The 21677-nt window shown below is 67.4% G+C and carries 31 protein-coding genes; 29 read left to right on the top strand and 2 right to left on the bottom strand.

Translation table 11 applies throughout. The annotated features are described in order from the left end of the window. Positions 1 to 2 precede the first annotated feature (2 nt). The 24 genes from rplB to KIT25_16475 all read left to right on the top strand — a co-directional run bounded on the left by rplB (position 3) and on the right by KIT25_16475 (position 13341). A complete protein-coding gene (gene rplB, locus KIT25_16590) occupies positions 3 to 833 on the top strand; it encodes a 50S ribosomal protein L2 (protein ID UYN93663.1) in 831 nt (276 codons plus the stop codon). 22 nt (positions 834 to 855) lie between these two features. Further along, entirely contained in the window at positions 856 to 1134 is a 279-nt protein-coding gene (gene rpsS / locus KIT25_16585) for a 30S ribosomal protein S19 (protein ID UYN93662.1), read from the top strand. A 6-nt stretch (positions 1135 to 1140) separates the two neighbouring features. After that, positions 1141 to 1539, top strand: a complete 399-nt coding sequence (rplV, locus tag KIT25_16580) for a 50S ribosomal protein L22 (GenBank protein ID UYN93661.1) — start codon at positions 1141 to 1143, stop codon at positions 1537 to 1539. A gap of 1 nt (position 1540) precedes the next feature. Continuing rightward, complete coding sequence (rpsC, locus tag KIT25_16575; protein UYN93660.1) at positions 1541 to 2260, top strand: 30S ribosomal protein S3; 720 nt, start codon at positions 1541 to 1543, stop codon at positions 2258 to 2260. Positions 2261 to 2266: 6 nt separating this feature from the next. Further along, on the top strand, positions 2267 to 2680 hold the full coding sequence (rplP, locus tag KIT25_16570; protein UYN93659.1) for a 50S ribosomal protein L16: 414 nt from the start codon (positions 2267 to 2269) through the stop codon (positions 2678 to 2680). Between the two features lie 19 nt (positions 2681 to 2699). Beyond that, positions 2700 to 2891, top strand: coding sequence for a 50S ribosomal protein L29 (gene rpmC / locus KIT25_16565; protein ID UYN93658.1), 192 nt, complete (start codon positions 2700 to 2702; stop codon positions 2889 to 2891). Positions 2892 to 2901: 10 nt separating this feature from the next. Continuing rightward, positions 2902 to 3150, top strand: coding sequence for a 30S ribosomal protein S17 (gene rpsQ, locus KIT25_16560; protein ID UYN93657.1), 249 nt, complete (start codon positions 2902 to 2904; stop codon positions 3148 to 3150). 15 nt (positions 3151 to 3165) lie between these two features. Beyond that, the gene (gene rplN, locus KIT25_16555; protein ID UYN93656.1) at positions 3166 to 3534 is read left to right on the top strand and encodes a 50S ribosomal protein L14; all 369 of its coding nucleotides are present in this window, start codon (positions 3166 to 3168) and stop codon (positions 3532 to 3534) included. Positions 3535 to 3536: 2 nt separating this feature from the next. After that, positions 3537 to 3860: a 50S ribosomal protein L24 gene (rplX, locus tag KIT25_16550; GenBank protein ID UYN93655.1), complete on the top strand. Its 324-nt coding sequence runs from the start codon at positions 3537 to 3539 to the stop codon at positions 3858 to 3860. Positions 3861 to 3872: 12 nt separating this feature from the next. Then, positions 3873 to 4415: a 50S ribosomal protein L5 gene (gene rplE / locus KIT25_16545; protein ID UYN93654.1), complete on the top strand. Its 543-nt coding sequence runs from the start codon at positions 3873 to 3875 to the stop codon at positions 4413 to 4415. Between the two features lie 15 nt (positions 4416 to 4430). Further along, positions 4431 to 4736 (top strand): 30S ribosomal protein S14, encoded by a 306-nt coding sequence (gene rpsN, locus KIT25_16540; GenBank protein UYN93653.1) that lies wholly within the window; start codon positions 4431 to 4433, stop codon positions 4734 to 4736. A gap of 16 nt (positions 4737 to 4752) precedes the next feature. Continuing rightward, entirely contained in the window at positions 4753 to 5151 is a 399-nt protein-coding gene (gene rpsH, locus KIT25_16535) for a 30S ribosomal protein S8 (protein UYN93652.1), read from the top strand. Between the two features lie 2 nt (positions 5152 to 5153). Next, positions 5154 to 5687: a 50S ribosomal protein L6 gene (rplF, locus tag KIT25_16530; GenBank protein ID UYN93651.1), complete on the top strand. Its 534-nt coding sequence runs from the start codon at positions 5154 to 5156 to the stop codon at positions 5685 to 5687. A gap of 12 nt (positions 5688 to 5699) precedes the next feature. Continuing rightward, positions 5700 to 6062, top strand: a complete 363-nt coding sequence (gene rplR / locus KIT25_16525) for a 50S ribosomal protein L18 (GenBank protein UYN93650.1) — start codon at positions 5700 to 5702, stop codon at positions 6060 to 6062. A 14-nt stretch (positions 6063 to 6076) separates the two neighbouring features. After that, positions 6077 to 6667, top strand: a complete 591-nt coding sequence (rpsE, locus tag KIT25_16520) for a 30S ribosomal protein S5 (GenBank protein ID UYN93649.1) — start codon at positions 6077 to 6079, stop codon at positions 6665 to 6667. 11 nt (positions 6668 to 6678) lie between these two features. Beyond that, the gene (gene rpmD, locus KIT25_16515; protein UYN93648.1) at positions 6679 to 6873 is read left to right on the top strand and encodes a 50S ribosomal protein L30; all 195 of its coding nucleotides are present in this window, start codon (positions 6679 to 6681) and stop codon (positions 6871 to 6873) included. Next, positions 6870 to 7349, top strand: a complete 480-nt coding sequence (gene rplO / locus KIT25_16510; protein ID UYN93647.1) for a 50S ribosomal protein L15 — start codon at positions 6870 to 6872, stop codon at positions 7347 to 7349. The genes rpmD and rplO overlap by 4 nt, the downstream gene beginning before the upstream one ends. 53 nt (positions 7350 to 7402) lie before the next feature. Further along, on the top strand, positions 7403 to 8749 hold the full coding sequence (gene secY, locus KIT25_16505; GenBank protein ID UYN93646.1) for a preprotein translocase subunit SecY: 1347 nt from the start codon (positions 7403 to 7405) through the stop codon (positions 8747 to 8749). Beyond that, positions 8746 to 9396, top strand: coding sequence for an adenylate kinase (locus KIT25_16500; protein ID UYN93645.1), 651 nt, complete (start codon positions 8746 to 8748; stop codon positions 9394 to 9396). Before secY ends, KIT25_16500 begins: the two co-directional genes overlap by 4 nt. 120 nt (positions 9397 to 9516) lie before the next feature. Beyond that, on the top strand, positions 9517 to 9894 hold the full coding sequence (gene rpsM / locus KIT25_16495) for a 30S ribosomal protein S13 (protein UYN93644.1): 378 nt from the start codon (positions 9517 to 9519) through the stop codon (positions 9892 to 9894). An 18-nt stretch (positions 9895 to 9912) separates the two neighbouring features. Next, a complete protein-coding gene (gene rpsK / locus KIT25_16490) occupies positions 9913 to 10332 on the top strand; it encodes a 30S ribosomal protein S11 (protein UYN93643.1) in 420 nt (139 codons plus the stop codon). Between the two features lie 103 nt (positions 10333 to 10435). Continuing rightward, positions 10436 to 11452 (top strand): DNA-directed RNA polymerase subunit alpha, encoded by a 1017-nt coding sequence (locus KIT25_16485; protein ID UYN93642.1) that lies wholly within the window; start codon positions 10436 to 10438, stop codon positions 11450 to 11452. Between the two features lie 21 nt (positions 11453 to 11473). Then, entirely contained in the window at positions 11474 to 11896 is a 423-nt protein-coding gene (gene rplQ, locus KIT25_16480; protein ID UYN93641.1) for a 50S ribosomal protein L17, read from the top strand. Positions 11897 to 12093: 197 nt separating this feature from the next. Further along, positions 12094 to 13341, top strand: coding sequence for an Hsp70 family protein (locus KIT25_16475; protein UYN93640.1), 1248 nt, complete (start codon positions 12094 to 12096; stop codon positions 13339 to 13341). Between the two features lie 190 nt (positions 13342 to 13531). Here the strand turns inward: KIT25_16475 and KIT25_16470 are convergent, their stop codons facing one another. Both KIT25_16470 and KIT25_16465 read right to left on the bottom strand, forming a co-directional pair. Beyond that, positions 13532 to 14569 (bottom strand): cytochrome P450, encoded by a 1038-nt coding sequence (locus tag KIT25_16470; GenBank protein ID UYN93639.1) that lies wholly within the window; start codon positions 14567 to 14569, stop codon positions 13532 to 13534. Between the two features lie 194 nt (positions 14570 to 14763). Then, the gene (locus KIT25_16465; protein ID UYN93638.1) at positions 14764 to 16554 is read right to left on the bottom strand and encodes an acyl-CoA dehydrogenase; all 1791 of its coding nucleotides are present in this window, start codon (positions 16552 to 16554) and stop codon (positions 14764 to 14766) included. Positions 16555 to 16626: 72 nt separating this feature from the next. Between KIT25_16465 and KIT25_16460 the strand changes: the two genes are divergently transcribed. From KIT25_16460 to KIT25_16440, 5 genes are read left to right on the top strand one after another with little or no spacing between them, the layout of a single operon-like run. Further along, positions 16627 to 17400, top strand: a complete 774-nt coding sequence (locus KIT25_16460; protein UYN93637.1) for an enoyl-CoA hydratase/isomerase family protein — start codon at positions 16627 to 16629, stop codon at positions 17398 to 17400. A 1-nt stretch (position 17401) separates the two neighbouring features. Further along, positions 17402 to 18334, top strand: a complete 933-nt coding sequence (locus KIT25_16455; GenBank protein ID UYN93636.1) for a hypothetical protein — start codon at positions 17402 to 17404, stop codon at positions 18332 to 18334. A gap of 7 nt (positions 18335 to 18341) precedes the next feature. Next, positions 18342 to 19238, top strand: coding sequence for an adenylate/guanylate cyclase domain-containing protein (locus tag KIT25_16450; protein UYN93635.1), 897 nt, complete (start codon positions 18342 to 18344; stop codon positions 19236 to 19238). A 31-nt stretch (positions 19239 to 19269) separates the two neighbouring features. Continuing rightward, on the top strand, positions 19270 to 21078 hold the full coding sequence (locus KIT25_16445; protein UYN93634.1) for a protein kinase: 1809 nt from the start codon (positions 19270 to 19272) through the stop codon (positions 21076 to 21078). Continuing rightward, positions 21075 to 21608, top strand: coding sequence for a hypothetical protein (locus KIT25_16440; protein UYN93633.1), 534 nt, complete (start codon positions 21075 to 21077; stop codon positions 21606 to 21608). Before KIT25_16445 ends, KIT25_16440 begins: the two co-directional genes overlap by 4 nt. The last annotated feature ends 69 nt before the right edge of the window (positions 21609 to 21677 follow it).

Raw genomic sequence — 21677 nt, 5'->3', positions numbered from 1 at the left:
GTATGGCTCTCAAGACTTACAAGCCGATCACGCCGTCTTTGCGGCAGCTGGTCATCGTCGACCGCAAGGGCCTGTGGAAGGGCAAGCCGGTCAAGGCGTTGACCCAGGGCAAGACGCGCACCGGTGGCCGCAACAACCACGGCCGCATCACCAGCCACCACATGGGCGGCGGCCACAAGCAGCGGCTGCGCATCGTCGATTTCAAGCGGCGCAAGGTCGACATCGCGGCGACCGTCGAACGGCTCGAATACGATCCCAACCGGTCGGCCTTCATCGCCTTGATCAAGTACGCCGACGGGGAATTGGCCTACATCCTGGCGCCGCAGCGGCTCAAGGCGGGCGACGAGGTCGTGTCGGGCGAGCGAGTCGACATCAAGCCCGGCAATGCCATGCCGCTGGCCAACATGCCGGTCGGCACGATCGTCCACAACGTCGAGCTGAAGAAGGGCGCCGGCGGCAAGCTCGCACGCTCGGCAGGTACCTACGCCCAGCTCGTCGGCAAGGACGCCGGCTACGCCCAGATCAAGTTGAGTTCGGGCGAGCTGCGGCTGGTATCGGCGGAGTGCCTGGCCACGGTCGGCGCGGTCAGCAACCCGGACAACCAGAACATCGTCATCGGCAAGGCCGGCCGCCAGCGCTGGCTCGGCCGCCGCCCGCACGTGCGCGGCGTGGCGATGAACCCGGTCGATCATCCGCACGGCGGCGGCGAGGGCAAGTCGTCGGGCGGACGCCATCCGGTCACGCCCTGGGGCAAGCCGACCAAGGGCAAGAAGACCCGCAAGAACAAGGCGACGGACAAGTACATCATCCGCCGCCGTCGCGCGTCGCGTTGACGGCAGGCCGAGGAGAAGAGCAGTGGCACGTTCGGTTTGGAAAGGCCCGTTCGTCGAGGGCAGCCTGATCAAGAAGGCCGAGAAGGCGCGCCAGAGCGTGCGCAGCGACGTGATCAAGACCTGGTCGCGCCGCTCGACGATCCTGCCGCAGTTCGTCGGCCTCACGTTCGGGGTCTACAACGGCAAGAAGTTCATCCCGGTGGCCGTCACCGAGGAAATGGTCGGACACAAGCTTGGCGAGTTCTCGCCGACCCGCACCTTCGCCGGCCACTCCGGCGACAAGAAGGTGTCGAAGGAGTAAGTCGCGATGAGCAAGCCCGCCAATCCCCGCCGCGAGGCGGACAATGAGGCCAAGACCGTGCTGCGCACCGTGCGCGTCAGCCCGCGCAAGCTCGACCTCGTGGCCGCCACGATTCGCGGCAAGAAGGCGTCGAGCGCCGTCAACGCGCTGACCTTCTCCAAGAAGCGCATCGCGCAGGACGTCAAGAAGGCGCTGAACTCGGCGATCGCCAATGCCGAGAACAACCACAACCTCGACGTCGATCGCCTGATCGTCGCCGAGGCGAGCGTCGGCAAGGGCCTGGTCATGAAGCGCTTCCAGACCCGCGGCCGCGGCCGCGCGGCCGGCATCGTCAAGCCGTTCAGCCACCTCACGATCGTGGTGCGCGAGCGGCCCGAAGCCCAGGACGAGGCGGAGGAAAAGTAAGATGGGTCAGAAGGTCAATCCGATCGGCCTGCGTCTCGGCATCAACCGGACCTGGGATTCGCGCTGGTACGCCGAGGGCGACGAATACTCCAAGATGCTCCACGAGGACATCCACATCCGCAAGGTGCTGCGCGAGCGGCTGGCCCAGGCGGGTGTGGCGAAGATCGTGGTCGAGCGTCCCGCCAAGCGCGCGCGTGTCACCATCCATACCGCCCGCCCGGGTGTCGTCATCGGCAAGAAGGGCGCCGACATCGAGAAGCTGCGCTCCGATCTCGCCAAGATGACCAAGGGCGAGGTGGCGCTGAACATCGTCGAGATCCGCAAGCCCGAGATCGACGCGACGCTGATCGCCGAGAACATCGCCCAGCAGCTCGAGCGCCGCGTCGCCTTCCGGCGCGCCATGAAGCGCGCCGTGCAGTCGGCCATGCGTCTCGGTGCCCAGGGCATCCGCATCAACTGCTCCGGCCGCCTCGGCGGCGCCGAAATCGCCCGCATGGAGTGGTACCGAGAGGGTCGTGTGCCGCTGCACACGCTGCGCGCCGACATCGACTACGGTACGGCGACCGCCTTCACCACCTTCGGCACCTGCGGCGTGAAGGTGTGGGTGTTCAAGGGCGAGATCATGGCGCACGACCCGATGGCGCACGACAAGCGCGCCGAGGAAGCCGCGCCGCAACGCACGCCGGCGCGCGTCGAGCGCTCCGAGCAGAGGGACGCGTAACCGATCATGCTGCAACCCAAGCGCACAAAGTACCGCAAGGCCTTCAAGGGCCGCATCAGCGGTGCCGCCAAGGGCGGCTTCAACCTCGACTTCGGCTCGTACGGCCTGAAGGCGCTCGAGCCCGAGCGGCTGACCGCGCGCCAGATCGAGGCCGCCCGCCGCGCCATCACGCGCCACATGAAGCGCGCCGGCCGCGTCTGGATCCGCGTGTTTCCCGACGTGCCGGTGTCCAAGAAGCCGGCCGAGGTCCGCATGGGCTCCGGCAAGGGTGCGCCCGAGTTCTGGGTGTGCCGGGTCAAGCCGGGCCGCGTGCTGTTCGAACTCGACGGCGTGCCGGTGACGGTCGCCCGCGAGGCACTCGACCTGGCCGCCGCCAAGCTGCCGATCAAGACGCGCTTCGTGGCGCGTGTCGGCGCCTGAGGGGGGAAGGAGTAAAGCCATGAAGGCCAGCGATCTTCGTCCCAAGACCATGGACCAGCTCAAGGAAGAGCTCGGCAACCTGCGGAAGGAGGCGTTCAACCTGCGCTTCCAGAAGGCGGGCGGCCAGCTCGGCAAGACGGCCCGCGAGCGCCAGGTGCGCCGCGACATCGCCCGCATCAAGACGGTGCTGGGCGAGAAGGCCGCGGGTTAAGGAGCAATAGATGCCGAAGCGAATTCTCGAAGGCGTCGTCGTCAGCGACAAGATGGACAAGACCATCGTCGTCAAGGTCGAACGGCGCGTTCAACACCCGATCTACAAGAAGTTCATCCGCCGGTCGAAGAAGTACCACGCGCACGACGAGACCAACGCCTACAAGGGCAAGGTCGGCAAGCTGGTGCGGATCCGTGAGTGCCGGCCGCTGTCGAAGACCAAGAACTGGGAAGTTCTGGTCGAAGGCGCGAAGGCTTAGGGCGCGGGGCCGATCATGATCCAGATGCGGACAAATCTCGAGGTCGCCGACAACTCAGGCGCTCGCCGCGTGCAGTGCATCAAGGTGCTGGGCGGCTCGCGCCGCAAGTACGCCTCGGTGGGCGACATCATCGTTGTTTCGGTCAAGGACGCCATCCCGCGCGGACGCGTCAAGAAGGGCGAGGTGCATCGCGCTGTGGTCGTGCGCACGTCGTTTCCGTTGCGTCGCGTCGACGGCAGCGCCATCCGGTTCGACCGCAATGCCGCGGTGCTCATCAGCAAGCAGGACGAGCCGATCGGCACCCGCATCTTCGGGCCGGTGACGCGCGAGCTGCGTGCCAAGAAGTTCATGAAGATCATCTCGCTGGCGCCGGAGGTCCTCTAGGCATGGCCAACAAGCTCAAGATACGGAAGGGCGACCGCGTGCGGGTCATCGCCGGCCGCAGCAGGGGCAAGGTGGGCGACGTGCTGCGCGTGTTGCCTGCCGAGCAGCGCGTCGTGGTGTCGGGCGTCAACGTCATCAAGCGGCACACCAAGCCGGGGCGCGCCGACGCCGGCGGCATCATCGAGCGCGAAGCCGCGATCCATGTCTCCAACGTGGCGTTGCTCGATCCGAAATCCGACAAGCCGACCAAGGTCGGCTTCAAGTTCCTCGAAGACGGCCGCAAGGTGCGCATCGCGCGCGCCTCCGGCGAGACCCTCGACCGCTAGGAGTAACGGGCCATGCCCGCGCGACTGCAAGAACACTACGCCAAGAACGTCCGAGAGGCCCTGACCAAGGAGTTCGCCTACAAGAACGCCTTCGAGGTGCCGCGCCTGGACAAGATCGTCATCAACATGGGCGTCGGCGAGGCGGTCAACGACCGCAAGGCCGTCGACGGCGCCGTCGCCGACCTGGCGGCGATCACCGGCCAGAAGCCGGTCGTCACCAAGTCGCGCATGTCGATCGCCACCTTCAAGCTGCGCGAGGGCATGGCGATCGGTGCCAAGGTCACCCTGCGTCGCGAGCGCATGTACGAGTTCGTCGATCGATTGGTGAACATCGCCTTGCCGCGCGTGCGCGACTTCCGCGGCCTCAACGGCAAGTCGTTCGACGGCAACGGCAACTACGCCATGGGCTTGAAGGAGCAGATCGTGTTCCCGGAAATCGACTACGACAAGGTCGATCAGGTGCGCGGCATGGACATCATCATCTGCACGACGGCGAAGACGGACGCGGAAGCCAGGGCGCTTCTCCGCGGCTTCGACTTCCCCTTCGTGAACTGAGGCCGGAGAAGAAAAATGGCCAAGACGAGTTCGGTCGAGAAGAACAAGCGTCGCGAGAAGATGGCGAAGCAGTATGCCGTCAAGCGTGCCAGGCTGAAGGCCATGGCGGTGGATGACAAGCTCAGTCCGGAGGAGCGGTTCGCCGCCCGGATCAAGCTCGCCGAGCTGCCGCGCAACTCCTCGCCGACGCGTATCCGCAACAGATGCGAGATAACCGGCCGCCCGCGGGCGGTTTATCGCAAGTTCAAGCTGTCGCGCCTCGCGCTGCGTCAGCTGGCCTCGCTGGGCGCCCTGCCCGGCGTGGTGAAGTCGAGCTGGTAACGGGGGACCGTAGCCCATGGCGATGACAGATCCCGTCGGCGATTTGCTGACCCGCATACGCAACGGCCAGGCCGCGCGCCTCGACAGCGTGACCGTGCCGGCCTCGCGCATGCGGTCGAACGTGCTGGACGTGCTCCAGCGCGAAGGCTACATCCGCGGCTGGTTCGAGGAAGAACTGCGGCCCGGCGTCAAGGAGCTCCGCGTCGAACTCAAGTACGACAACGGCCGTCCTGTCATCAAGGATATCCGCCGTGTGTCGACCCCCGGTCGCCGTGTCTATTCGAAGATCCGCGAGCTGCCGCGCCACTTCAACGGGCTCGGCATCTCGATTCTCTCCACGCCACGCGGCGTCATGTCCGACGCCGAGGCGCGCGCCGCCAATGTTGGCGGCGAAGTCCTCTGCAAGGTGTTCTGATCATGTCGCGCGTCGGCAAGAATCCTGTGGCCATCCCGAGCGGCGTCACCGTCGACCTGAAGGGCCAGGCCCTCAAGGTCAAGGGCAAGAAGGGCGAGCTTTCGTTCGTCGTGCACGACGACGTCGAGGTCGCGCAGACCGGCGAGGGCCTGGTCTTCAAGCCGCGCGGCGACAGTCGTCGCGCGCGCATGCAGTGGGGCACTGCCCGCAACATGGTTCGTAACATGGTGCGCGGCGTGTCGGACGGCTTCACCATCAACCTCGAGATCAACGGTGTAGGCTACCGTGCCCAAGCCGACGCCAAGGCGCTCAAGCTGCAGCTCGGTTTCAGCCACGACGTCGAGGTGCCGATTCCGGCGGGCATCACCATCAAGGCGCCCAAGCCGACCGAGGTGGAGATATCCGGCGCCGACCGCCAGCGCGTCGGCCAGATTGCGGCCGAGATCCGCAGCCTGCGTCCGCCCGAGCCCTACAAGGGCAAGGGAATCAAGTACTCGACCGAGACGATCCGGCGCAAGGAAGGCAAGAAGAAGTAGAGCGAGACCATCATGTCCGACCGCAATGCCCTTTTCGCCCGTCGCCAGCGGCGCACGCGTTACGCGCTTCGCCAGGCTGCCGGCGGCCGCCCGCGCCTCAGTGTCTTCCGCTCGGGCAAGCACATCTATGCCCAGGTGATCGACGACGGGAAGGGCGCGACGCTCGCCGCCGCTTCCTCGCTCGACGAGGGCCTGAAAGGCAAGATCAAGACCGGCGCCGACAAGGCCGCCGCCGCCGAGGTCGGCAAGCTGATCGCCGAGCGTGCGATCGCCGCTGGAGTCAAGGAAGTGGTCTTCGACCGCGGCGGCTACATGTACCACGGCCGCGTCGAGGCGCTGGCCAATGCCGCCCGTGAGGGCGGCCTGTCGTTCTGATCGGGAGTTAGCAAATGGCTCGTTCACCCGGTTCCGGCCGTTCTCCGCGCGAACGCGAGAGGGGCCGCGATCGCGATCGCGACGAGGACGCGGAACTGACCGACAAGCTGGTCACCATCAATCGCGTGGCGAAGGTGGTGAAAGGCGGCCGGCGCTTCGCTTTCGCCGCCATCGTCGTCGTCGGCGATCAGCGCGGCCGCGTCGGCCACGGCGCGGGCAAGGCGCGCGAGGTGCCCGAGGCGATCCGCAAGGCGACCGAGGCGGCCAAGCGCGGCCTCATTCGCGTGCCGCTGCGCGACGGCCGCACCCTGCATCACGACGTCAAGGGTCGCTTCGGCGCCGGCAAGGTGACCTTGCGCGCCGCGCCAGCCGGCACCGGCATCATCGCGGGCGGTCCGATGCGCGCGGTGTTCGAGACGCTCGGCATCAAGGACATCGTCGCCAAGTCGGTCGGCACGTCCAACCCGCACAACATGATCAAGGCGACGTTCCAGGCGCTGCAGCAGCTCAACTCGCCGCGTATGGTCGCCACCCGCCGCGGCAAGAAGGTTGGCGATCTGCTCGGCCGCCGCGACGGCGAGCAGGCCGCCGAAGCGGCCGCCTGAGGAGACGGATGATGGCCGAGGCCAAGAAGATCAAGGTGACCCAGACCGGCAGCCCGATCGGGCGGACCGACGACCAGCTCGCGACGCTGAAGGGCCTGGGGCTCAATAAGCGCCATCGCAGCCGCGTCCTCGAGGACACGCCCTCGGTACGCGGCATGATCAACAAGGTGCGCCATCTGGTGCGCATCGACGAGGACGCACGATGAAACTCAACGAAATCGCCGACAATGCCGGCTCGCGCAAGCGCCGCATGCGTGTCGGCCGCGGCATCGGCTCGGGCAAGGGCAAGACCGCGGGCCGCGGCGTCAAGGGCCAGAAGTCGCGCACCGGCGTTGCCATCAAGGGCTTCGAGGGCGGCCAGATGCCGCTCTACCGGCGCATTCCCAAGCGCGGCTTCCGCCCGCCGCACCAGAAGGAATGGCAGGTCGTCAATCTCGGTGCGCTGCAGAAGGCCATCGACGACAAGAAGCTCGACGCCGGCAAGCCGATCGACGCCGCCGCCATGCAGGCCGCGGGCCTGTTCAAGAATGCGTGGGACGGTGTGCGGCTGCTCGGCAAGGGCGAGATCACGTCCAGGATTGAGGTGAAGGTCGCCGGCGCGTCGGCCTCGGCGATCGCCGCGGTCGAGAAGGCCGGCGGCAAGGTCGAATTGCCGCCCAAGCCGGTCGCCGAGGCGGCCTGAACCGGACGGCGTAACGGGGCAGCCCCCTGAGTGTCGTTCAAGCGTGAGGTCCCATGGCATCCGCCGCCGAGCAACTCGCATCCAACCTGAACTGGGGCGCGATCGGTAGGGCGACCGAGCTCAAGAAGCGCCTGTGGTTCACCATCGGCGCGCTCGTCGTCTTCCGCATCGGCGCCTATATCCCGGTTCCGGGCGTCGATCCGGCGGCGCTGGCCGAGATCTTCGCGCAGAATGCCGGCGGCATCGCCGGCATGCTCGACGTGTTCTCGGGCGGCTCGATCGGCCGCATGTCGATCCTGGCCCTGTCGATCATGCCGTATATCTCGGCATCGATCATCATGCAGATCCTCACCTCCGTCGTGCCCACGCTCGAGGCGCTGAAGAAGGAGGGCGAAGCCGGTCGCAAGAAGATCAACCAGTACACGCGCTACGGAACGGTGGTGCTGGCCGCCTTCCAGGCCTACGGCATCGCCGTCGGCCTCGAGAGCCAGATGGCGTCGGTCGGCCCGGTGGTCCACGATCCCGGCCTGTTCTTCCGCTTCGTCACCATCGTCACCCTGGTCGGCGGCACGCTGTTCCTGATGTGGCTCGGCGAGCAGATAACCGCACGCGGCGTCGGCAACGGCATCTCGCTGATCATCTTTGCCGGCATCGTGGCGGCGCTGCCGAGCGCGCTGGTGCAGACCCTCGAGCTCGGCCGCACCGGCGCCCTGTCGGCGCTGTTCATCATCGCGCTCGCGGTCGGTGTAGCGGTGGTCGTCGCCCTGGTCGTCTTCGTCGAGACGTCGCAGCGACGAATTGTCGTGCAGTATCCCAAACGCCAGGTCGGCAACCGCATGTATGGCGGCGAGGCCTCGCACCTGCCGCTGAAGCTCAACACCGCCGGTGTCATTCCGCCGATCTTCGCCTCTTCGCTGCTGCTCTTCCCGGCGACCATCGCGTCGTTCCAGGGAGCCGGCGCAGAGCCCGGCTGGGCGCAGTGGATCTCCACCTGGCTCGGCCACGGCCAGCCGCTCTATTTGCTGGCCTATGTCGGCCTGATCGTCTTCTTCTGCTTCTTCTACACGACGGTCGTCTTCAACCCGAACGACACCGCCGATAATCTGAAGAAGAACGGCGGCTTCGTGCCCGGCATCCGGCCCGGCAAGAACACCGCCGAATACCTCGAATACATTCTCAACCGGCTGACCACGGCCGGCGCGCTCTACCTCTCGGCGGTCTGCATCCTGCCCGAACTGCTGATCGCCCGCGGCGGCGTGCCGTTTTACTTCGGCGGCACCAGCCTGTTGATCGTGGTGTCGGTGACGCTCGACACCGTGACGCAGATCCAGGCCCATCTGCTGGCCCACCAGTACGAAGGTCTCATCAAGAAAGCCCGTCTCAGGGGAAGAGGACGATGAACATCATTCTTCTCGGGCCTCCGGGCGCGGGAAAGGGAACGCAGGCCCAGCGGCTCCAGCAGGAGTGCAGCATGGTCCAGCTTTCCACCGGCGACATGCTGCGCGCCGCCGTGGCCTCGGGCAGCGACCTCGGCAAGCAGGCCAAGGGCATCATGGAGCGCGGCGAACTGGTGCCCGACGAGCTGATGGTCGGGTTGATCGAGGCTCGCATCGCCCAGCCGGACTGCGCCCAGGGCTTCATCCTCGACGGCTTCCCCCGGACCGAGGCCCAGGCCAAGGCGCTGGATACGATGCTGGCCAAGACCGGCAGGAAGCTCGACCGGGTGGTCGAGATGGCGGTCGACGAAAAGGCGCTGACCGAGCGCATCGTCGGCCGGTTCAGCTGCGCCAAGTGTGGGGCGGGCTACCACGACAGTTTCAAGCGCCCGAGGACCGAGGGCGTGTGCGACGTCTGCGGCGGCAAGGAGTTCTCCCGCCGCAAAGACGATACTGCAGAGACCATGAAGACGAGGATGGCTGCCTACCGCGCCCAGACCGAACCCCTGCTACCCTACTACAAGGCGCGAGGGGTGCTTCGGCAGGTCGACGGCATGGCCGCCATGGACGAGGTTTACCGTCAGATCCGCGCTGTTTTGGCGGGGACTTGACAAGTTGGACATCCGTTGACTCGGGGACGCGGGTACATATAATCGCGCGCTTTTCCGGGGCCAGCGGAACTTTTACGGGCGCGCGTCAGCGCGCCGTAAGTCTTTGAAGGAGTTGGGAATTTGGCTCGTATCGCCGGTGTCAACATTCCGACCGCCAAGCGGGTGGTCGTCGGGTTGCAATACATCCACGGGATCGGTCAGGCGAAAGCCAGGGAGATCCTCGGGAAAGTGGGGATCGACGAGTCGCGTCGGGTCAACACCCTGACCGACGACGAGGTCATCCGCATTCGCGAGACCATCGACCGCGACTACGCCGTCGAGGGAGATCTGCGCCGCGAAGTGGCGATGAACATCAAGCGTCTGATGGACCTCGCCTGCTACCGCGGCCTGCGGCATCGCCGCGGCCTGCCGGTCCGGGGCCAGCGCACGCACACCAATGCGCGCACCCGCAAGGGCCCGGCCAAGCCGATCGCCGGCAAGAAGAAAGTCACGAAGTAAGTCGAGGGGTACAACATCATGGCCAAGCCTGCAGCCGCCGCGAGTGGCGCCGCCGCTCCCGCCGCGCGCCCTCGGCGCAAGGAACGCAAGAACATCATTGCCGGCGTCGCCCACGTGAATGCCAGCTTCAACAACACGATCGTCACCATCACCGACGCGCAGGGCAACACCATCGCCTGGTCCTCGTCCGGCCAACAGGGCTTCAAGGGCTCGCGCAAGTCGACCCCGTTCGCCGCGCAGATGGCTGCCGAGAATGCCGGCCGCAAGGCGATGGAACACGGCATGCGCACCCTCGAGATCGAGGTGCGCGGCCCCGGCTCCGGGCGCGAATCGGCGCTGCGCGCGCTGCAGGCCGTCGGTCTCGCAGTCACCGCCATCCGCGACGTGACACCGATCCCGCACAACGGCTGCCGTCCGCCGAAGCGTCGTCGCGTCTGAGTTCTCGGCGGCGTCGCGACCGACGCCGCTTTCGTTTTCGCAATGAGGCGTGCGGGCTCGGTCGAGCGTGCACCAACCAAACCGGTCTAGAGAGGTAGCCCCCGTGCTTCAGAAGAACTGGCAGGACCTGATCAAGCCGGAAAAGCTTGTCACGGAAGCCGGCGTCGATTCAAACCGAGTCGCGACCATCGTCGCCGAACCGCTCGAGCGCGGCTTCGGCCTGACGCTGGGCAATGCGCTGCGCCGCGTGTTGCTCTCGTCGCTGCAGGGCGCCGCCGTGACGTCGATCAAGATCGACAACGTGCTGCACGAGTTCTCGTCGATCCCCGGCGTCCGCGAGGACGTGGTCGACATCGTGCTGAACATCAAGGCGATGGCGGTGAAGATGCAGGGCGATCGCCCGCAGCGTCTCTATCTGCGTGCCGTCGGCCCGGGCGAGGTCACTGCCGGCATGATCGAGTTGCCGGGCGACGTCCAGATCATGGATCCCAAGCACCTGATCTGCACGCTCGACGACGGCGCCTCGATCTCGATGGAGCTGATGGTCGCGACCGGCAAGGGCTACATCCCCGCCGCAGCCAACCGGCCCGAGGATGCGCCGATCGGCCTGATCCCGGTCGACTCGGTGTTCAGCCCGGTCAAGCGCGTCTCCTACAAGATCGAGAACAGCCGCGTCGGCCAGGTCACCGACTACGACAAGCTCTCCATGACGGTCGAGACCAACGGTACGACCCGCCCTGACGACGCCGTCGCGCTCGCCGCGCGCATCCTGCAGGACCAGTTGCAGCTCTTCATCAACTTCGAGGAGCCGCGCGAGGTCCGCAAGGAGGAGCAGCAGGACGACTTCCCGTTCAACCGCAACCTCCTGCGCAAGGTCGATGAGCTCGAGCTGTCGGTGCGTTCGGCCAATTGCCTGAAGAACGACAACATCATCTACATCGGCGATCTGGTGCAGAAGACCGAGGCGGAGATGCTGCGTACGCCGAACTTCGGCCGCAAGTCGCTCAACGAGATCAAGGAAGTGCTGGCCGGCATGGGCCTGCATCTCGGCATGGAGATCCCGGGCTGGCCGCCGGACAATATCGAAGAAATGGCCAAGCGGCTGGAAGAGCCGTACTAGGCCGACAAGAGGTAACAGGTCATGCGTCACAACAACCGCGGCCGGAAGTTCCACCGCACCGCCGAGCACCGCAAGGCGATGTTCATGAATCTCGCGGGTGCCCTCATCAAGCACGAGCAGATCACGACCACGCTGCACAAGGCGAAGGACCTGCGTCCGATCGTCGAGAAGCTCGTCACGCTCGGCAAGAAGGGCGGCCTGCATGCCCGCCGCCAGGCGATCGGCTTCCTGCGCGATCCCTATGTCGCCGACAAACTCTTCACCACACTGGGGCCGCGCTACGCCAGCCGCAATGGCGGCTATCTGCGCGTGCTCAAGGCGGGCTTCCGCTACGGCGACGCCGCGCCTATGGCGGTGATCGAGTTCGTCGAGCGCGACACCAGCGCCAAGGGTCAGGATTCGGGCCCGTCGGCCGAGCCGCAGGAGCAGCAGGAAGCGGCGTAGGCTTCTTCTTCGCTTTCGATAGCAAGACGCCCGGTCGAGAGACCGGGCGTTTTTTGTTCGACTCCGAGCCGAAAAAAAGGACGCCCGATTTCTCGAGCATCCCATTAGCTGGGCGACGCTAGCCGAAAGGAAACAGTCTAGCAACCTCCGGCGTAACTCAATAAATGAGATCCCCTTCGCGACTGAAGGGGAAACTCATGATCGCCTGCGGATTGGATTTCGGCACCTCGAACTCGGCGATCGGCGTCGCGCGAGAGGGGGCCGCAGCACTCGCGCCCGTCGAAGCGGGCAGCACGCTGATGCCGAGCGCGGTGTTCTTCGACTACGAAACCAGGGGCCGGGTGCTGTTCGGCAGCGCGGCCATCGTGGCCTATGTCGGGCAGACCGAGGGTCGGTTGATGCGGGCGCTGAAGTCGATCCTGGGCTCTCCGCTGATCGACGAGGAGACCAGCCTGGGCGGCCGCAAGGTGCCGCTCACCGAAGTCGTCGAGATCTTCGTGCGGCACCTGAAGCAGAAGGCCGAGGCCTTCGCCGGTCGGGAGATCACGGCCGTGGTGCACGGCCGGCCGGTGCGTTTCGACGACGACGACAGGACCGATGCACGGGCGCAGGAGAAGCTCGAGGCGATCGCTCGGCGGGCGGGCTTTCGCGACGTCGCCTTCGTCTATGAACCCATCGCGGCCGCCCACCACTACGAACGGACCGTGCCGGGCGAGGAGCTGGCTCTGGTTGCCGACATCGGCGGCGGCACGAGCGACTTTTCCGTCATCCGTCTCGGCCGCCAGCACCGCAACCGCGCCGACCGCGGCCGGGATGTGCTCGCGGCTGCCGGCGTGCGCGTCGGCGGCACCGACTTCGACGCCGCGCTCAGCCTTGCCGCGGCGATGCCGCTGCTCGGCCTCGGCACGCGGCTCAGCGAAAAGGACCTGCCGATGCCGAACGCGTTCTATCATCAGCTTGCCGCCTGGCCCACGATCAACTTCGCCTACACCCACAGGAACGAGCGCGAGCTCGCCGAGCTGGTCTCGCTGGCCTGCGAACCCGAGAAGGTGGCGCGTCTTCTGAAGGTGGTGCGTCAGCGGCTCGGCCACCGCGTGGCATTTGCGATGGAGGACGCCAAGATCGCGCTGAGCGCGGAGGAATATGCATCTGTACCTCTGAACTTCCTCGAGGCGGGCCTCGAAGTCGCCGCAACGCGCATCGACTTCGAGCGCGCCATCGAAGTCGGGATGGATCGTCTGTCCAAGGTGACGAGCGGGTGCATCGCGGCAGCGGGCCTGCGGCCTGCCGCCATCGATACGATCTTTCTCACCGGCGGGTCGAGCCGCGTGCCGGCGGTGCGCGAGGCGGTTGCGCGGGCGGCCCCAACGGCGCGTCTGGCCGGCGGCTCGGACCTCCTGTCCGTCGCACTGGGATTGACGCAGATGGCGGGCAGCATGGCCTGAAGGTGGGAAACGCAGGAAGTCCGGGAAACGCGGGAAATCCGGGAAACGCAGGAAGTGCGGGAAACGCAGGAAACGCAGGAAACGCGGGAACAGGCGGAAATCGGGAAAAAGAGCCCGAAATGCCGATGGCATCGGTATCTGACGTTTCCCGGCCGAAAGGAAATCCGAGGGAAACCCGCGGCCGTTCCGGTCAAGCGCGGGCCCAGGCGATCGGATACTTGTTGAATCCGCGGAAGCGGGCGCGGCCGCCGCGTTCGTAGGGGCCGTCGCGCTCGACGCCGTCGAGCCGCGCGACCAGCCGGCCGATGGCGATGGTGCCCTCCAGTCGCGCCAGGACCGCGCCCAGGCACATATGCATGCCGGAGCCGAAGGCGAAGTGGCGGTTGGGCTCGCGGCCGATGTCGAAGCGATCGGGATCGGGGAACTGCGCCGGGTCGCGGTTGGCCGCGCCGATGCCGATGTGGATGTAGGTGCCCGCCACGAGCCTCTCGCCGCCGATCTCCAACTCGGCCGTGAGACGGCGGTTGCCGAGCTGGTTGGAGCTCTCGAAGCGCAGGCCCTCCTCGACGCAGCTCTTGATCAGCGCGGGCTCGGCCTTGAGCCGAGCCAGCTGGTCGGGGAAGCGCAGCAATGCATCGACCGTGTTGCCGATCAGGTTGGTCGTGGTCTCGTGGCCCGCGTTCAGCAGGAAGATGCAATTCTGCACAAGCTCGTCGTGGCTCAGCCGTTCGCCGTCGACCTCGCCGTGAATCAAGGTGCCCAGTATGTCGCGATCGTCGGCGGGTCGCCTGGTCCGCTCGGCGATCAGATCGTCCAGATAGGCCGAGAACTCGGCAACCGCCGCGTTACCCGCTGCCTGGCGTTCGGGACTCACCACCGGCTCCAATGCGCCCAGGATGGCGAGCGAGTAACGGCGGAACGGCGCGCGCTCGCCCTCCGGTACGCCCAGCATGTCGCAGATCACCTCGACGGGCAGGCGGAAGGCGAAGTCCTCGACGAGATCCATGCCGCCCGTGTCGGCATGCCGGGCGATCAGCCCATCGACCACCGCTTCGATGCGCGGTTGCAGCGCCGCCAGCGCGCGCGGCGTGAAGGCCGCCGCCAGCAGCTTGCGCACGCGGGTGTGCAAGGGCGGGTCGTTGAACACCAGGCTGGTCGTGTGATGGCGGTAGAGTGCCGTGCCGACCCCGAACTTGGGGCCGAACTCGGCCTTCTTGTCCGAGCTCATGCGGGCGTCGCGGTAGCAGGTCGCGACGTCGGCGTAGCGCGAGAGGAAGACGCTGCCGTCGGGCAGTCGCTTTACCGGCGCGAACCGCCGCAGGGCGTGATAGCGCGGGAAGGGATCGTCGAGGAAGGCGCGATCGAGCCGTGCGAGATCGAAGGTCTCGGCGACGGCGCGCGCTTCGTCAGCGGGCAGCTCGATCAGAACTGCTCCTCCGTGAGCACGAACACCGTGCGGCCGGCGGCCTTGAGCGGACCGAGCTGGGCGAGCGCCGGCGGCAGGACCACTTCGGCGTAGAAGCGCGCCGTCACCAGTTTGGCCTCGAGGAACGCCGGATCGCCGTCGCGCACCGCCAGCCGCTGCTGGGCCACCAGCGCGCTCCTGGCGAGCAGCCAGCCGCCCAGCGCCGTGCCGGCGAGCCGCAGGAAAGGCACCGAGCCCGCCAGCGCCATGACGAGATCGGCCTTGACCGACTGCGCCACCCACTTGGTCGCGTCTTCGAGAGCGTCGGCCGCGACAACGACGGCGGCCCGGATCACGGCAATGTCGTCACCCGGCACCGACTTCATCTCGTCGGCCGTGGCGCGCATTTCGGCAACCAGGCCGAGCATGGTTTCGCCGCCATCCTTGGCGACCTTTCGGCCCACGAGGTCGCGCGCCTGGATACCGTTGGTGCCCTCGTAGATCGGCAGGATGCGGGCATCACGCAGGTGCTGGGCGGCGCCGGTCTCCTCGATGAAGCCCATGCCGCCATGGACCTGCACGCCCATCGAGGCGATCTCGTTGCCGAGATCGGTGAACCAGGCCTTCACGATCGGGATCAGCAGATCGACGCGGTCCTGCGTGCGGCGTGCCGTCTCTTTGTCGGGGTCCTTGAGCGCGCCGTCGATGCCGGCCGCGGTGTAGTAGCCGAGCGCGCGCATCGCCTCGATCTGGGCGCGCATGGTCATCAACATGCGGCGCACGTCGGCATGGTGCACAATCGGAACGGACTTGGGCTCGGGGCTGGCGTCGTCCTTGGACTGTACGCGCGTCCTGGCAAAGGCGGCAGCCTGCTGGTAGGCGCGCTCGGCAATCGCCAGGCCCTGGATGCCGACCGAGAGGCGGGCATTGTTCATCATGGTGAACATGTAGGAGAGGCCGCGGCCTTCCTCGCCGACCAGGTAGCCGACGGCGCCGCCGTCGTCGCCGAACGACATGACGCAGGTCGGGCTGGCATGGATGCCGAGCTTGTGCTCGAGCGAGACGCAGCGCAGGTCGTTGCGCTTGCCCGGCTTGCCGTCCGGCCCCACCAGGAACTTCGGGACAATGAACAGCGAGATGCCGCGCACGCCGGACGGCGCGTCGGGCGTGCGGGCCAGCACGAGATGCACGATGTTCTCGGTCAGGTCGTGCTCGCCATAGGTGATGAAGATCTTCTGCCCGGCGATCAGGTAGTGGTCGCCCTTCCTGACCGCCCGCGTCTTGAGCTGGCCGAGGTCCGAGCCCGCCTGTGGCTCGGTGAGGTTCATGGTTCCGGTCCACTCACCGGAGATCATTTTCGGCAAATAGGTCGCCTTCTGCTCGGGCGAGCCGTGATGGTGGATGGCGTCGATGGCGCCTTGGTTCAGCAGCAGCACCAGGCCGAAGCCCATGTTGGCCGCCTGCCACATCTCCTGAACCGTGGTTGCGAGCAGCCACGGCATGCCCTGGCCGCCGAACGCCGGATCGAAGGGCAGCGAGTTCCAGCCGCCATCGACGAACTCCTTGTAGATGCCGACGAAGCCCGGCGCGGTGCGTACCACGCCGTTCTCCAGCTTGGCGCCCGCCTTGTCGCCGTCGCGGTTGAGCGGCGCCAGGCCGTTGCCCGCGAGCTTGGCCGCTTCCTCGAGCACGGCATCCACCGTGTCATCCGTGGCATGCTCGTAGCCCGGCAGGCCGGCGATCCGGCCGAGACCGGCGACTTCGCGCAGCGCGAAACGCATGTCTGCGAGCGGGGCGGTGTAGGTCATGAATCTTCCTCCTTCGGCACTATGCCGCGCTCGGTCGCCTTTGGCGACCCGCTGCGCTATTGTCGCGGCGCCATGACCGACACCGTTCTGCTCGCCGTCGACGGCCCCCGCGCGACCATCACGCTCAACGATCCCGCCAAGCACAACCGGCTCGACCCGGCGGGGCTGTCCAAGCTGCGTGCCGCTGTCGAGGCGGCTGATGTCAACCCCGACGTGCGCGTCACCGTGCTCACCGGCGCGGGCGAGAAGACCTTCTGCTCGGGATACGACCTCGGCTCTATTCCCTCGGGCAAGGCGGCGCGGCCGACCGACGGCGAGGACAGCTTCGAGAAGGTCATGGACCGCATCGAAGCGATGCGCATGCCGACGCTGTGCGCCTTCAACGGCAGTGTCTATGGCGGCGCGACCGACATGGCCTTGGCTTGCGACTTTCGCCTGGGCGTCAAGGGGATGCGGTTCTTCATGCCGGCGGCGCGCTTCGGCCTGCACTACTATCCGAGCGGCCTGCGCCGCTACACCCAGAAGGTCAGCCCGAGCTTCGCCAAGCGCGCCTTCCTGCTGTCGGAGGATTTCAGCGACGAGGATCTGCTGCGAGTCGGCTACCTCGACTGGTTGGTCGAGCGCGCCGACTTCGAGGCGAGGGTCAACGAGGTCGCCGCCCGCCTGGCCGGGCTGGCACCGCTTTCGATGTCCAACATGAAGCGCGCCATCGAGCAGTTCGCGCAGGCCGAGCCCGACATCCCGGCGATTCGCCAGGGCATTCGTGAGTGCCAGACCTCGGAGGATCTGCGCGAGGGCCTGACCGCGCTGCGCGAGCGCCGGCCGCCGGCGTTCAAGGGTCGATGACATGACCTGGAGCCGGGTGGCGGCCGCCGCCCTGGTTCTGCTCTCGGCCGACGCCCAGGCGCAGCAACTCGACTTCCGCCGCGTGTCGCGTACCGGCGACGAGATGCTCACCTTCGTCTGGCGCGATCTCGAGCGGCGCGAACAGGCCACCGCCTTCACCCTGACCCGCGACGCCATTCGCCAGGCCGAGGCCTCGTTCCGGGACTTCAGTCTGGAGGAGATGTGGCGGGTGCTCGAGCGCGAACTGCGCGACGAGGTGGCCGGGTTTGGCGACGGGGCGCGTGTTGAGTTGCGGCGGTCGGGCGACACGATGAGTTGGACCCTGTCGGCGCGCGATCAGCGGGCGACCGACGAGCTCTCGCGGCGGGTGGAGGGCCGCCTCACCCGCGCCCAGCAGGCCTATCTCTCGCGGCATCTGCGGCGCCGCGTCGGCGATCGCCGGATCGTGGTGGATTTCGCGGCCGCGGTGGCCGCCTTGCAGGAGTCGCTCCGGCCGGTGGCGCGCGCCCTCGGCCGGACCTCCGGCATCGCCGACAACGACGCCGCGAGGGTCGACCTGGCGCTCACCTTTTTCCAGCAGATCCCCTACGCCGCCCTCGACGATGCCAAACGACGCGGCGGCGACTTCCTGCCCGGGCCGGCGCTGCTGGCCCAGAACCGAGGCGACTGCGACAGCAAGGCCGTGGCGCTCGCGGCCGTCCTGCGCAGCTATACGTCGGGCCGTAGGCTCGCCGTGGTGACGATGCCGGGCCACGCCGTCCTGGGGGTGGAAATGCCCGCCAGTGTGGGACAAGCCACAGTGCGTGCGCAGGGCAGGCAGTATGTCGCGCTCGAGGTGGCGGGACCGGCCGTGCTGCCGGCCGGCAAGCTCGCCGCCCAGAGCGCGAAGCAGCTCGCGGAGGGGCGCGAAATCGAGATTTGGCCGCTAAACTAGGATGATCATGGCCACCACGCAGCGCCGCCTCGCGGCCATCGTCCATGCCGATCTCGCCGGTTTCACCCGCATGATGGAGGGGGCGGAAACCCGCACGTTCCGGCATCTCAAGGCCGCCCAGATCGACGTCTGGCGCCCCGCCATCCAGGTGGGCGGCGGCAGGCTCGTGGGTACCGCGGGGGACGCCATGCTGGCCGAGTTCGGTTCGGCCGTGTCGGCGGTCGCCGCCGCCATCGACATTCAGGAGCGCATGGCCCGCTTCAACGACACGCTCTCCGAGGAGCAGCGCATGCTGTTCCGGGTCGGCGTGCATCTGGGCGAGGTCATCGTCGACGAGGAGGACCAGAACATCTTCGGTGACGGCGTGAACCTCGCCGCGCGCATCCAGGCAATGGCCGAGCCGGGCGGCATCGCCGTCTCGCGGGCGGTGCGCGACGTGGCCGAGCTCAAGGTCGAATATGCTTTCGTCGACGGCGGCGAGCACCAGCTCAAGAACGTCAGCCGGCCGGTCCAGATCTATCACATCCGCGTCGTGCGCGAGGCATCGGTCAAGACGACGACCAAGGTGCTGCCGCAGATCAACCTGCGCTTCGAGGGCGTCGATTCGATCGGCCAGAAGTTCGGCTTCGACGTTCCCCTCGACAAGCTCATGACGGCGGCCCAGGGGATGGTGATCGGCCGCTCGCCCGATCAATGCGACTTGGTCGTCGGCCACGCCACCGTTTCGCGTCGACATGCCCGGCTCACGCTGGCCGGCGGCGAGGCGCTCAAGATCGAGGACCTGGGATCGACCAACGGCACCGCCGTCAACGGCGCGGCGGTGCCGGCCGGTGCGGCGCTGCCGCTGCAGACCGGCGCCAAGGTCAAGGTCGGCGACGTCGAGCTCGTGATCCGGCAGCTATAGAAGCGGCGGCGATGCCCGATCGGTTTGCACCATGAGCGATACCCGCGATCCCTCCGCCGGCGAACCGGATGAGGAGGATTTCGTCGCACTCAAGCCGGGCCAGACGATCGGCCGCTACGAAGTGATCTCGGTTCTCGGGCAGGGCGGTTTCGGCATCACCTACCGGGCACGCGACGGCCAGCTCGGCCGCGAGGTCGCGATCAAGGAATATCTCCCCTCGGCGTTGGCCGTGCGCAAGGGCGACACGACGGTGCGGCCTCGCAACACGCGCGTTGCCGACGATTTCGGATGGGGACGCGACCGTTTCGTCTCCGAGGGCCGCACGCTCGCCACCCTGCATCGCGCGCCCGCCATCGTGCATGTCTTCGACTTTCTCGAGGCCAACGGCACCGCCTACATCGTCATGGAGCTGCTGAGCGGCGAGACGTTGGAGGATCGCCTCAAGCGCGACGGCCGGCTGGGGCCGGCCGACATCGACGGCATCCTGTGGCCGCTGCTCGACGGACTCGAGCAGGTTCATGCCGCAGGCTTCCTGCATCGCGACATCAAGCCGGCCAACATCCTGCTCGACACCAAGGGAGCGCCGACCTTGATCGATTTCGGTGCGTCGCGGGCGGCCATGGCAGACCGCACCACGGCAATGACGGCGATTTTCACGCCGGGCTACGCCGCCGCCGAACAGATGACGTCGGCGAAACAGGGTCCGTGGACCGACATCTACGGTCTGTCGGCGACGCTCTACCACGCCATCACGGGTTCGCCGCCGCCGAGCGCCTTCGACCGCCTGCTGAACGACTCCTATCGACCCCTGGCCAAGTCGGCTCCGGCGGGTTTCTCTCCCGGCCTGTGCACCGGAATCGACGCGGGGCTCGCGGTTTCCGCCGCGGAGCGGCCGCAGAACGTCGCGGGCTGGCGCGTGATGCTGGGCCTGGCGGTGGCGCCCGAGGGACAGGCGACGGTCGTCATGGGGCGGCCCGGATCGCCGTCGCCGTTGGCCGTCCCTGCGTCGGCGCCCGCGCCGGCCGAAGGCCCGAAGGGGAGGGGCGCATGGCTCGCCGTCGCGGCGGTCGTGGCGGCTGCCGCTCTGGGCGGCGGATACTATGCCTACTCCAACCGCGGCCCCGATCCCGAGACGATCAGGGCGCTCGCGCTCGCGGAAGCCGCGGAGGCGGCGCGGCTCAAGGCGGAACAGGATGCGGCGCAACTCCGGGCCGAGCAGGAGAGGCAGGCCCGCCAGCAGCAGGAGGCGGTCGAGCGCCGCCGGCTCGAGGAGGAAGCGGCTGAGCGCCAGCGTCACATCGAGGACGAACTGCGCCGCCGCTTCGAGGCCGAGCAGGCCGAGAAGAAGCGCCTGGAGGAGGAGGCCCGGCGCAAGCAGGAGGAGGAGATCGAGGCGAGGCGCCGGGCCATCGAGTTCGTCGAGGGTGACTTTGGCCATTTCGGCCGGACGCTTCTCATGATCGGGCTGGCCGGACGGCCCGACGAAATACGGCTGCAGGGCATCGACATCGTCAACGATCCGGCGTTGCGTCAGCTCGCGGCCAATGCTCTGGCATCGGAGCCGAGGCACCTGCGGTGTCGCCAGACTGATCGCCTGACCGACGGCACGCCGCTGTATCGCTGCCTGGTCACACCGCTCGGCGCCAGGGCGCCGGTTGGCCAGGTGCCGGACAGCGAGCGCGTGGATCTCGCCCTGGCCCTGGTGCGCAACGGTCTGGTGCTGGCCTCGTGCGATGCACCGAGAAGTTACGCAGACGCTGAAGACGAAGCCCGTGGCCGCGGCCAGTCCTTGTGGAGTAGGGTGAAGGTTCAGGAATACAAGCGGAGATGCACCAGATGACTGCCGTCCCATCCAAGATCGCGTTGCGGACCGCCGGCATGGCGGCTGTGCTCGTGCTGGCGACCGGCTGCATGACCGGTCGCGACGGCGGGCCATCCAACCAGACCATGGGCACCGTGTTGGGGGCCGGTATCGGCGGTGCGGTTGGCGGGTTGGCGTTCAATTCGGCAGGCGGTGTCATTGGCGGAGCTCTGGTGGGTGCCCTCGCCGGCAACCTCGTCGGTCGGGCGCTCGACGAGCAGGAGCGCCGGCGGCTGGCCGAGGCGACCCAGCGCGCCTTTGTCACCGACACCAACGAAGCCACCGTCTACACCGTCGAGCCGACGAGCGCGTCCTCGACGGGCGCTCGTTCATCGACGCCGGCGACGGTTGTGGCAGCCAAGCCGGTCGGCCCACGAGCGACGCGCACGGACGGCAGCACCTGCCGGCCGATCGAGCTCACGGCCACCAAGAACGGCCAGACCACGACCGAAACCACGACCTTCTGCCAGGCCGCCGGCTCCAACGACCTCAAGCCCGTGTCGGTCTGATTCGCCGAGGCCGCTTGCAACCTTCCCTCGGCTCGGGCGCAATAGAGTCAGGAACGGGAGGAAGGCACA

This window comes from Enhydrobacter sp., assembly GCA_025808875.1.
In the GTDB taxonomy this organism is placed as follows: domain Bacteria; phylum Pseudomonadota; class Alphaproteobacteria; order Reyranellales; family Reyranellaceae; genus Reyranella.
This window is presented reverse-complemented; position numbering and strand designations above follow the sequence as displayed.

Bases quoted from the DNA above. Each gene is read 5' to 3' on its own strand.
- rplB (UYN93663.1), top strand. From the start codon at position 3: ATGGCTCTCAAGACTTACAAGCCGATCACGCCGTCTTTGCGGCAGCTG.
- rplV (UYN93661.1), top strand. From the start codon at position 1,141: ATGAGCAAGCCCGCCAATCCCCGCCGCGAGGCGGACAATGAGGCCAAG.
- rpsC (UYN93660.1), top strand. From the start codon at position 1,541: ATGGGTCAGAAGGTCAATCCGATCGGCCTGCGTCTCGGCATCAACCGG.
- rplP (UYN93659.1), top strand. From the start codon at position 2,267: ATGCTGCAACCCAAGCGCACAAAGTACCGCAAGGCCTTCAAGGGCCGC.
- rpmC (UYN93658.1), top strand. From the start codon at position 2,700: ATGAAGGCCAGCGATCTTCGTCCCAAGACCATGGACCAGCTCAAGGAA.
- rpsQ (UYN93657.1), top strand. From the start codon at position 2,902: ATGCCGAAGCGAATTCTCGAAGGCGTCGTCGTCAGCGACAAGATGGAC.
- rplN (UYN93656.1), top strand. From the start codon at position 3,166: ATGATCCAGATGCGGACAAATCTCGAGGTCGCCGACAACTCAGGCGCT.
- rplX (UYN93655.1), top strand. From the start codon at position 3,537: ATGGCCAACAAGCTCAAGATACGGAAGGGCGACCGCGTGCGGGTCATC.
- rplE (UYN93654.1), top strand. From the start codon at position 3,873: ATGCCCGCGCGACTGCAAGAACACTACGCCAAGAACGTCCGAGAGGCC.
- rpsN (UYN93653.1), top strand. From the start codon at position 4,431: ATGGCCAAGACGAGTTCGGTCGAGAAGAACAAGCGTCGCGAGAAGATG.
- rpsH (UYN93652.1), top strand. From the start codon at position 4,753: ATGGCGATGACAGATCCCGTCGGCGATTTGCTGACCCGCATACGCAAC.
- rplF (UYN93651.1), top strand. From the start codon at position 5,154: ATGTCGCGCGTCGGCAAGAATCCTGTGGCCATCCCGAGCGGCGTCACC.
- rplR (UYN93650.1), top strand. From the start codon at position 5,700: ATGTCCGACCGCAATGCCCTTTTCGCCCGTCGCCAGCGGCGCACGCGT.
- rpsE (UYN93649.1), top strand. From the start codon at position 6,077: ATGGCTCGTTCACCCGGTTCCGGCCGTTCTCCGCGCGAACGCGAGAGG.
- rpmD (UYN93648.1), top strand. From the start codon at position 6,679: ATGGCCGAGGCCAAGAAGATCAAGGTGACCCAGACCGGCAGCCCGATC.
- rplO (UYN93647.1), top strand. From the start codon at position 6,870: ATGAAACTCAACGAAATCGCCGACAATGCCGGCTCGCGCAAGCGCCGC.
- secY (UYN93646.1), top strand. From the start codon at position 7,403: ATGGCATCCGCCGCCGAGCAACTCGCATCCAACCTGAACTGGGGCGCG.
- KIT25_16500 (UYN93645.1), top strand. From the start codon at position 8,746: ATGAACATCATTCTTCTCGGGCCTCCGGGCGCGGGAAAGGGAACGCAG.
- rpsK (UYN93643.1), top strand. From the start codon at position 9,913: ATGGCCAAGCCTGCAGCCGCCGCGAGTGGCGCCGCCGCTCCCGCCGCG.
- rplQ (UYN93641.1), top strand. From the start codon at position 11,474: ATGCGTCACAACAACCGCGGCCGGAAGTTCCACCGCACCGCCGAGCAC.
- KIT25_16475 (UYN93640.1), top strand. From the start codon at position 12,094: ATGATCGCCTGCGGATTGGATTTCGGCACCTCGAACTCGGCGATCGGC.
- KIT25_16470 (UYN93639.1), bottom strand. From the start codon at position 14,569: ATGAGCTCGGACAAGAAGGCCGAGTTCGGCCCCAAGTTCGGGGTCGGC.
- KIT25_16465 (UYN93638.1), bottom strand. From the start codon at position 16,554: ATGACCTACACCGCCCCGCTCGCAGACATGCGTTTCGCGCTGCGCGAA.
- KIT25_16460 (UYN93637.1), top strand. From the start codon at position 16,627: ATGACCGACACCGTTCTGCTCGCCGTCGACGGCCCCCGCGCGACCATC.
- KIT25_16455 (UYN93636.1), top strand. From the start codon at position 17,402: ATGACCTGGAGCCGGGTGGCGGCCGCCGCCCTGGTTCTGCTCTCGGCC.
- KIT25_16450 (UYN93635.1), top strand. From the start codon at position 18,342: ATGGCCACCACGCAGCGCCGCCTCGCGGCCATCGTCCATGCCGATCTC.
- KIT25_16445 (UYN93634.1), top strand. From the start codon at position 19,270: ATGAGCGATACCCGCGATCCCTCCGCCGGCGAACCGGATGAGGAGGAT.
- KIT25_16440 (UYN93633.1), top strand. From the start codon at position 21,075: ATGACTGCCGTCCCATCCAAGATCGCGTTGCGGACCGCCGGCATGGCG.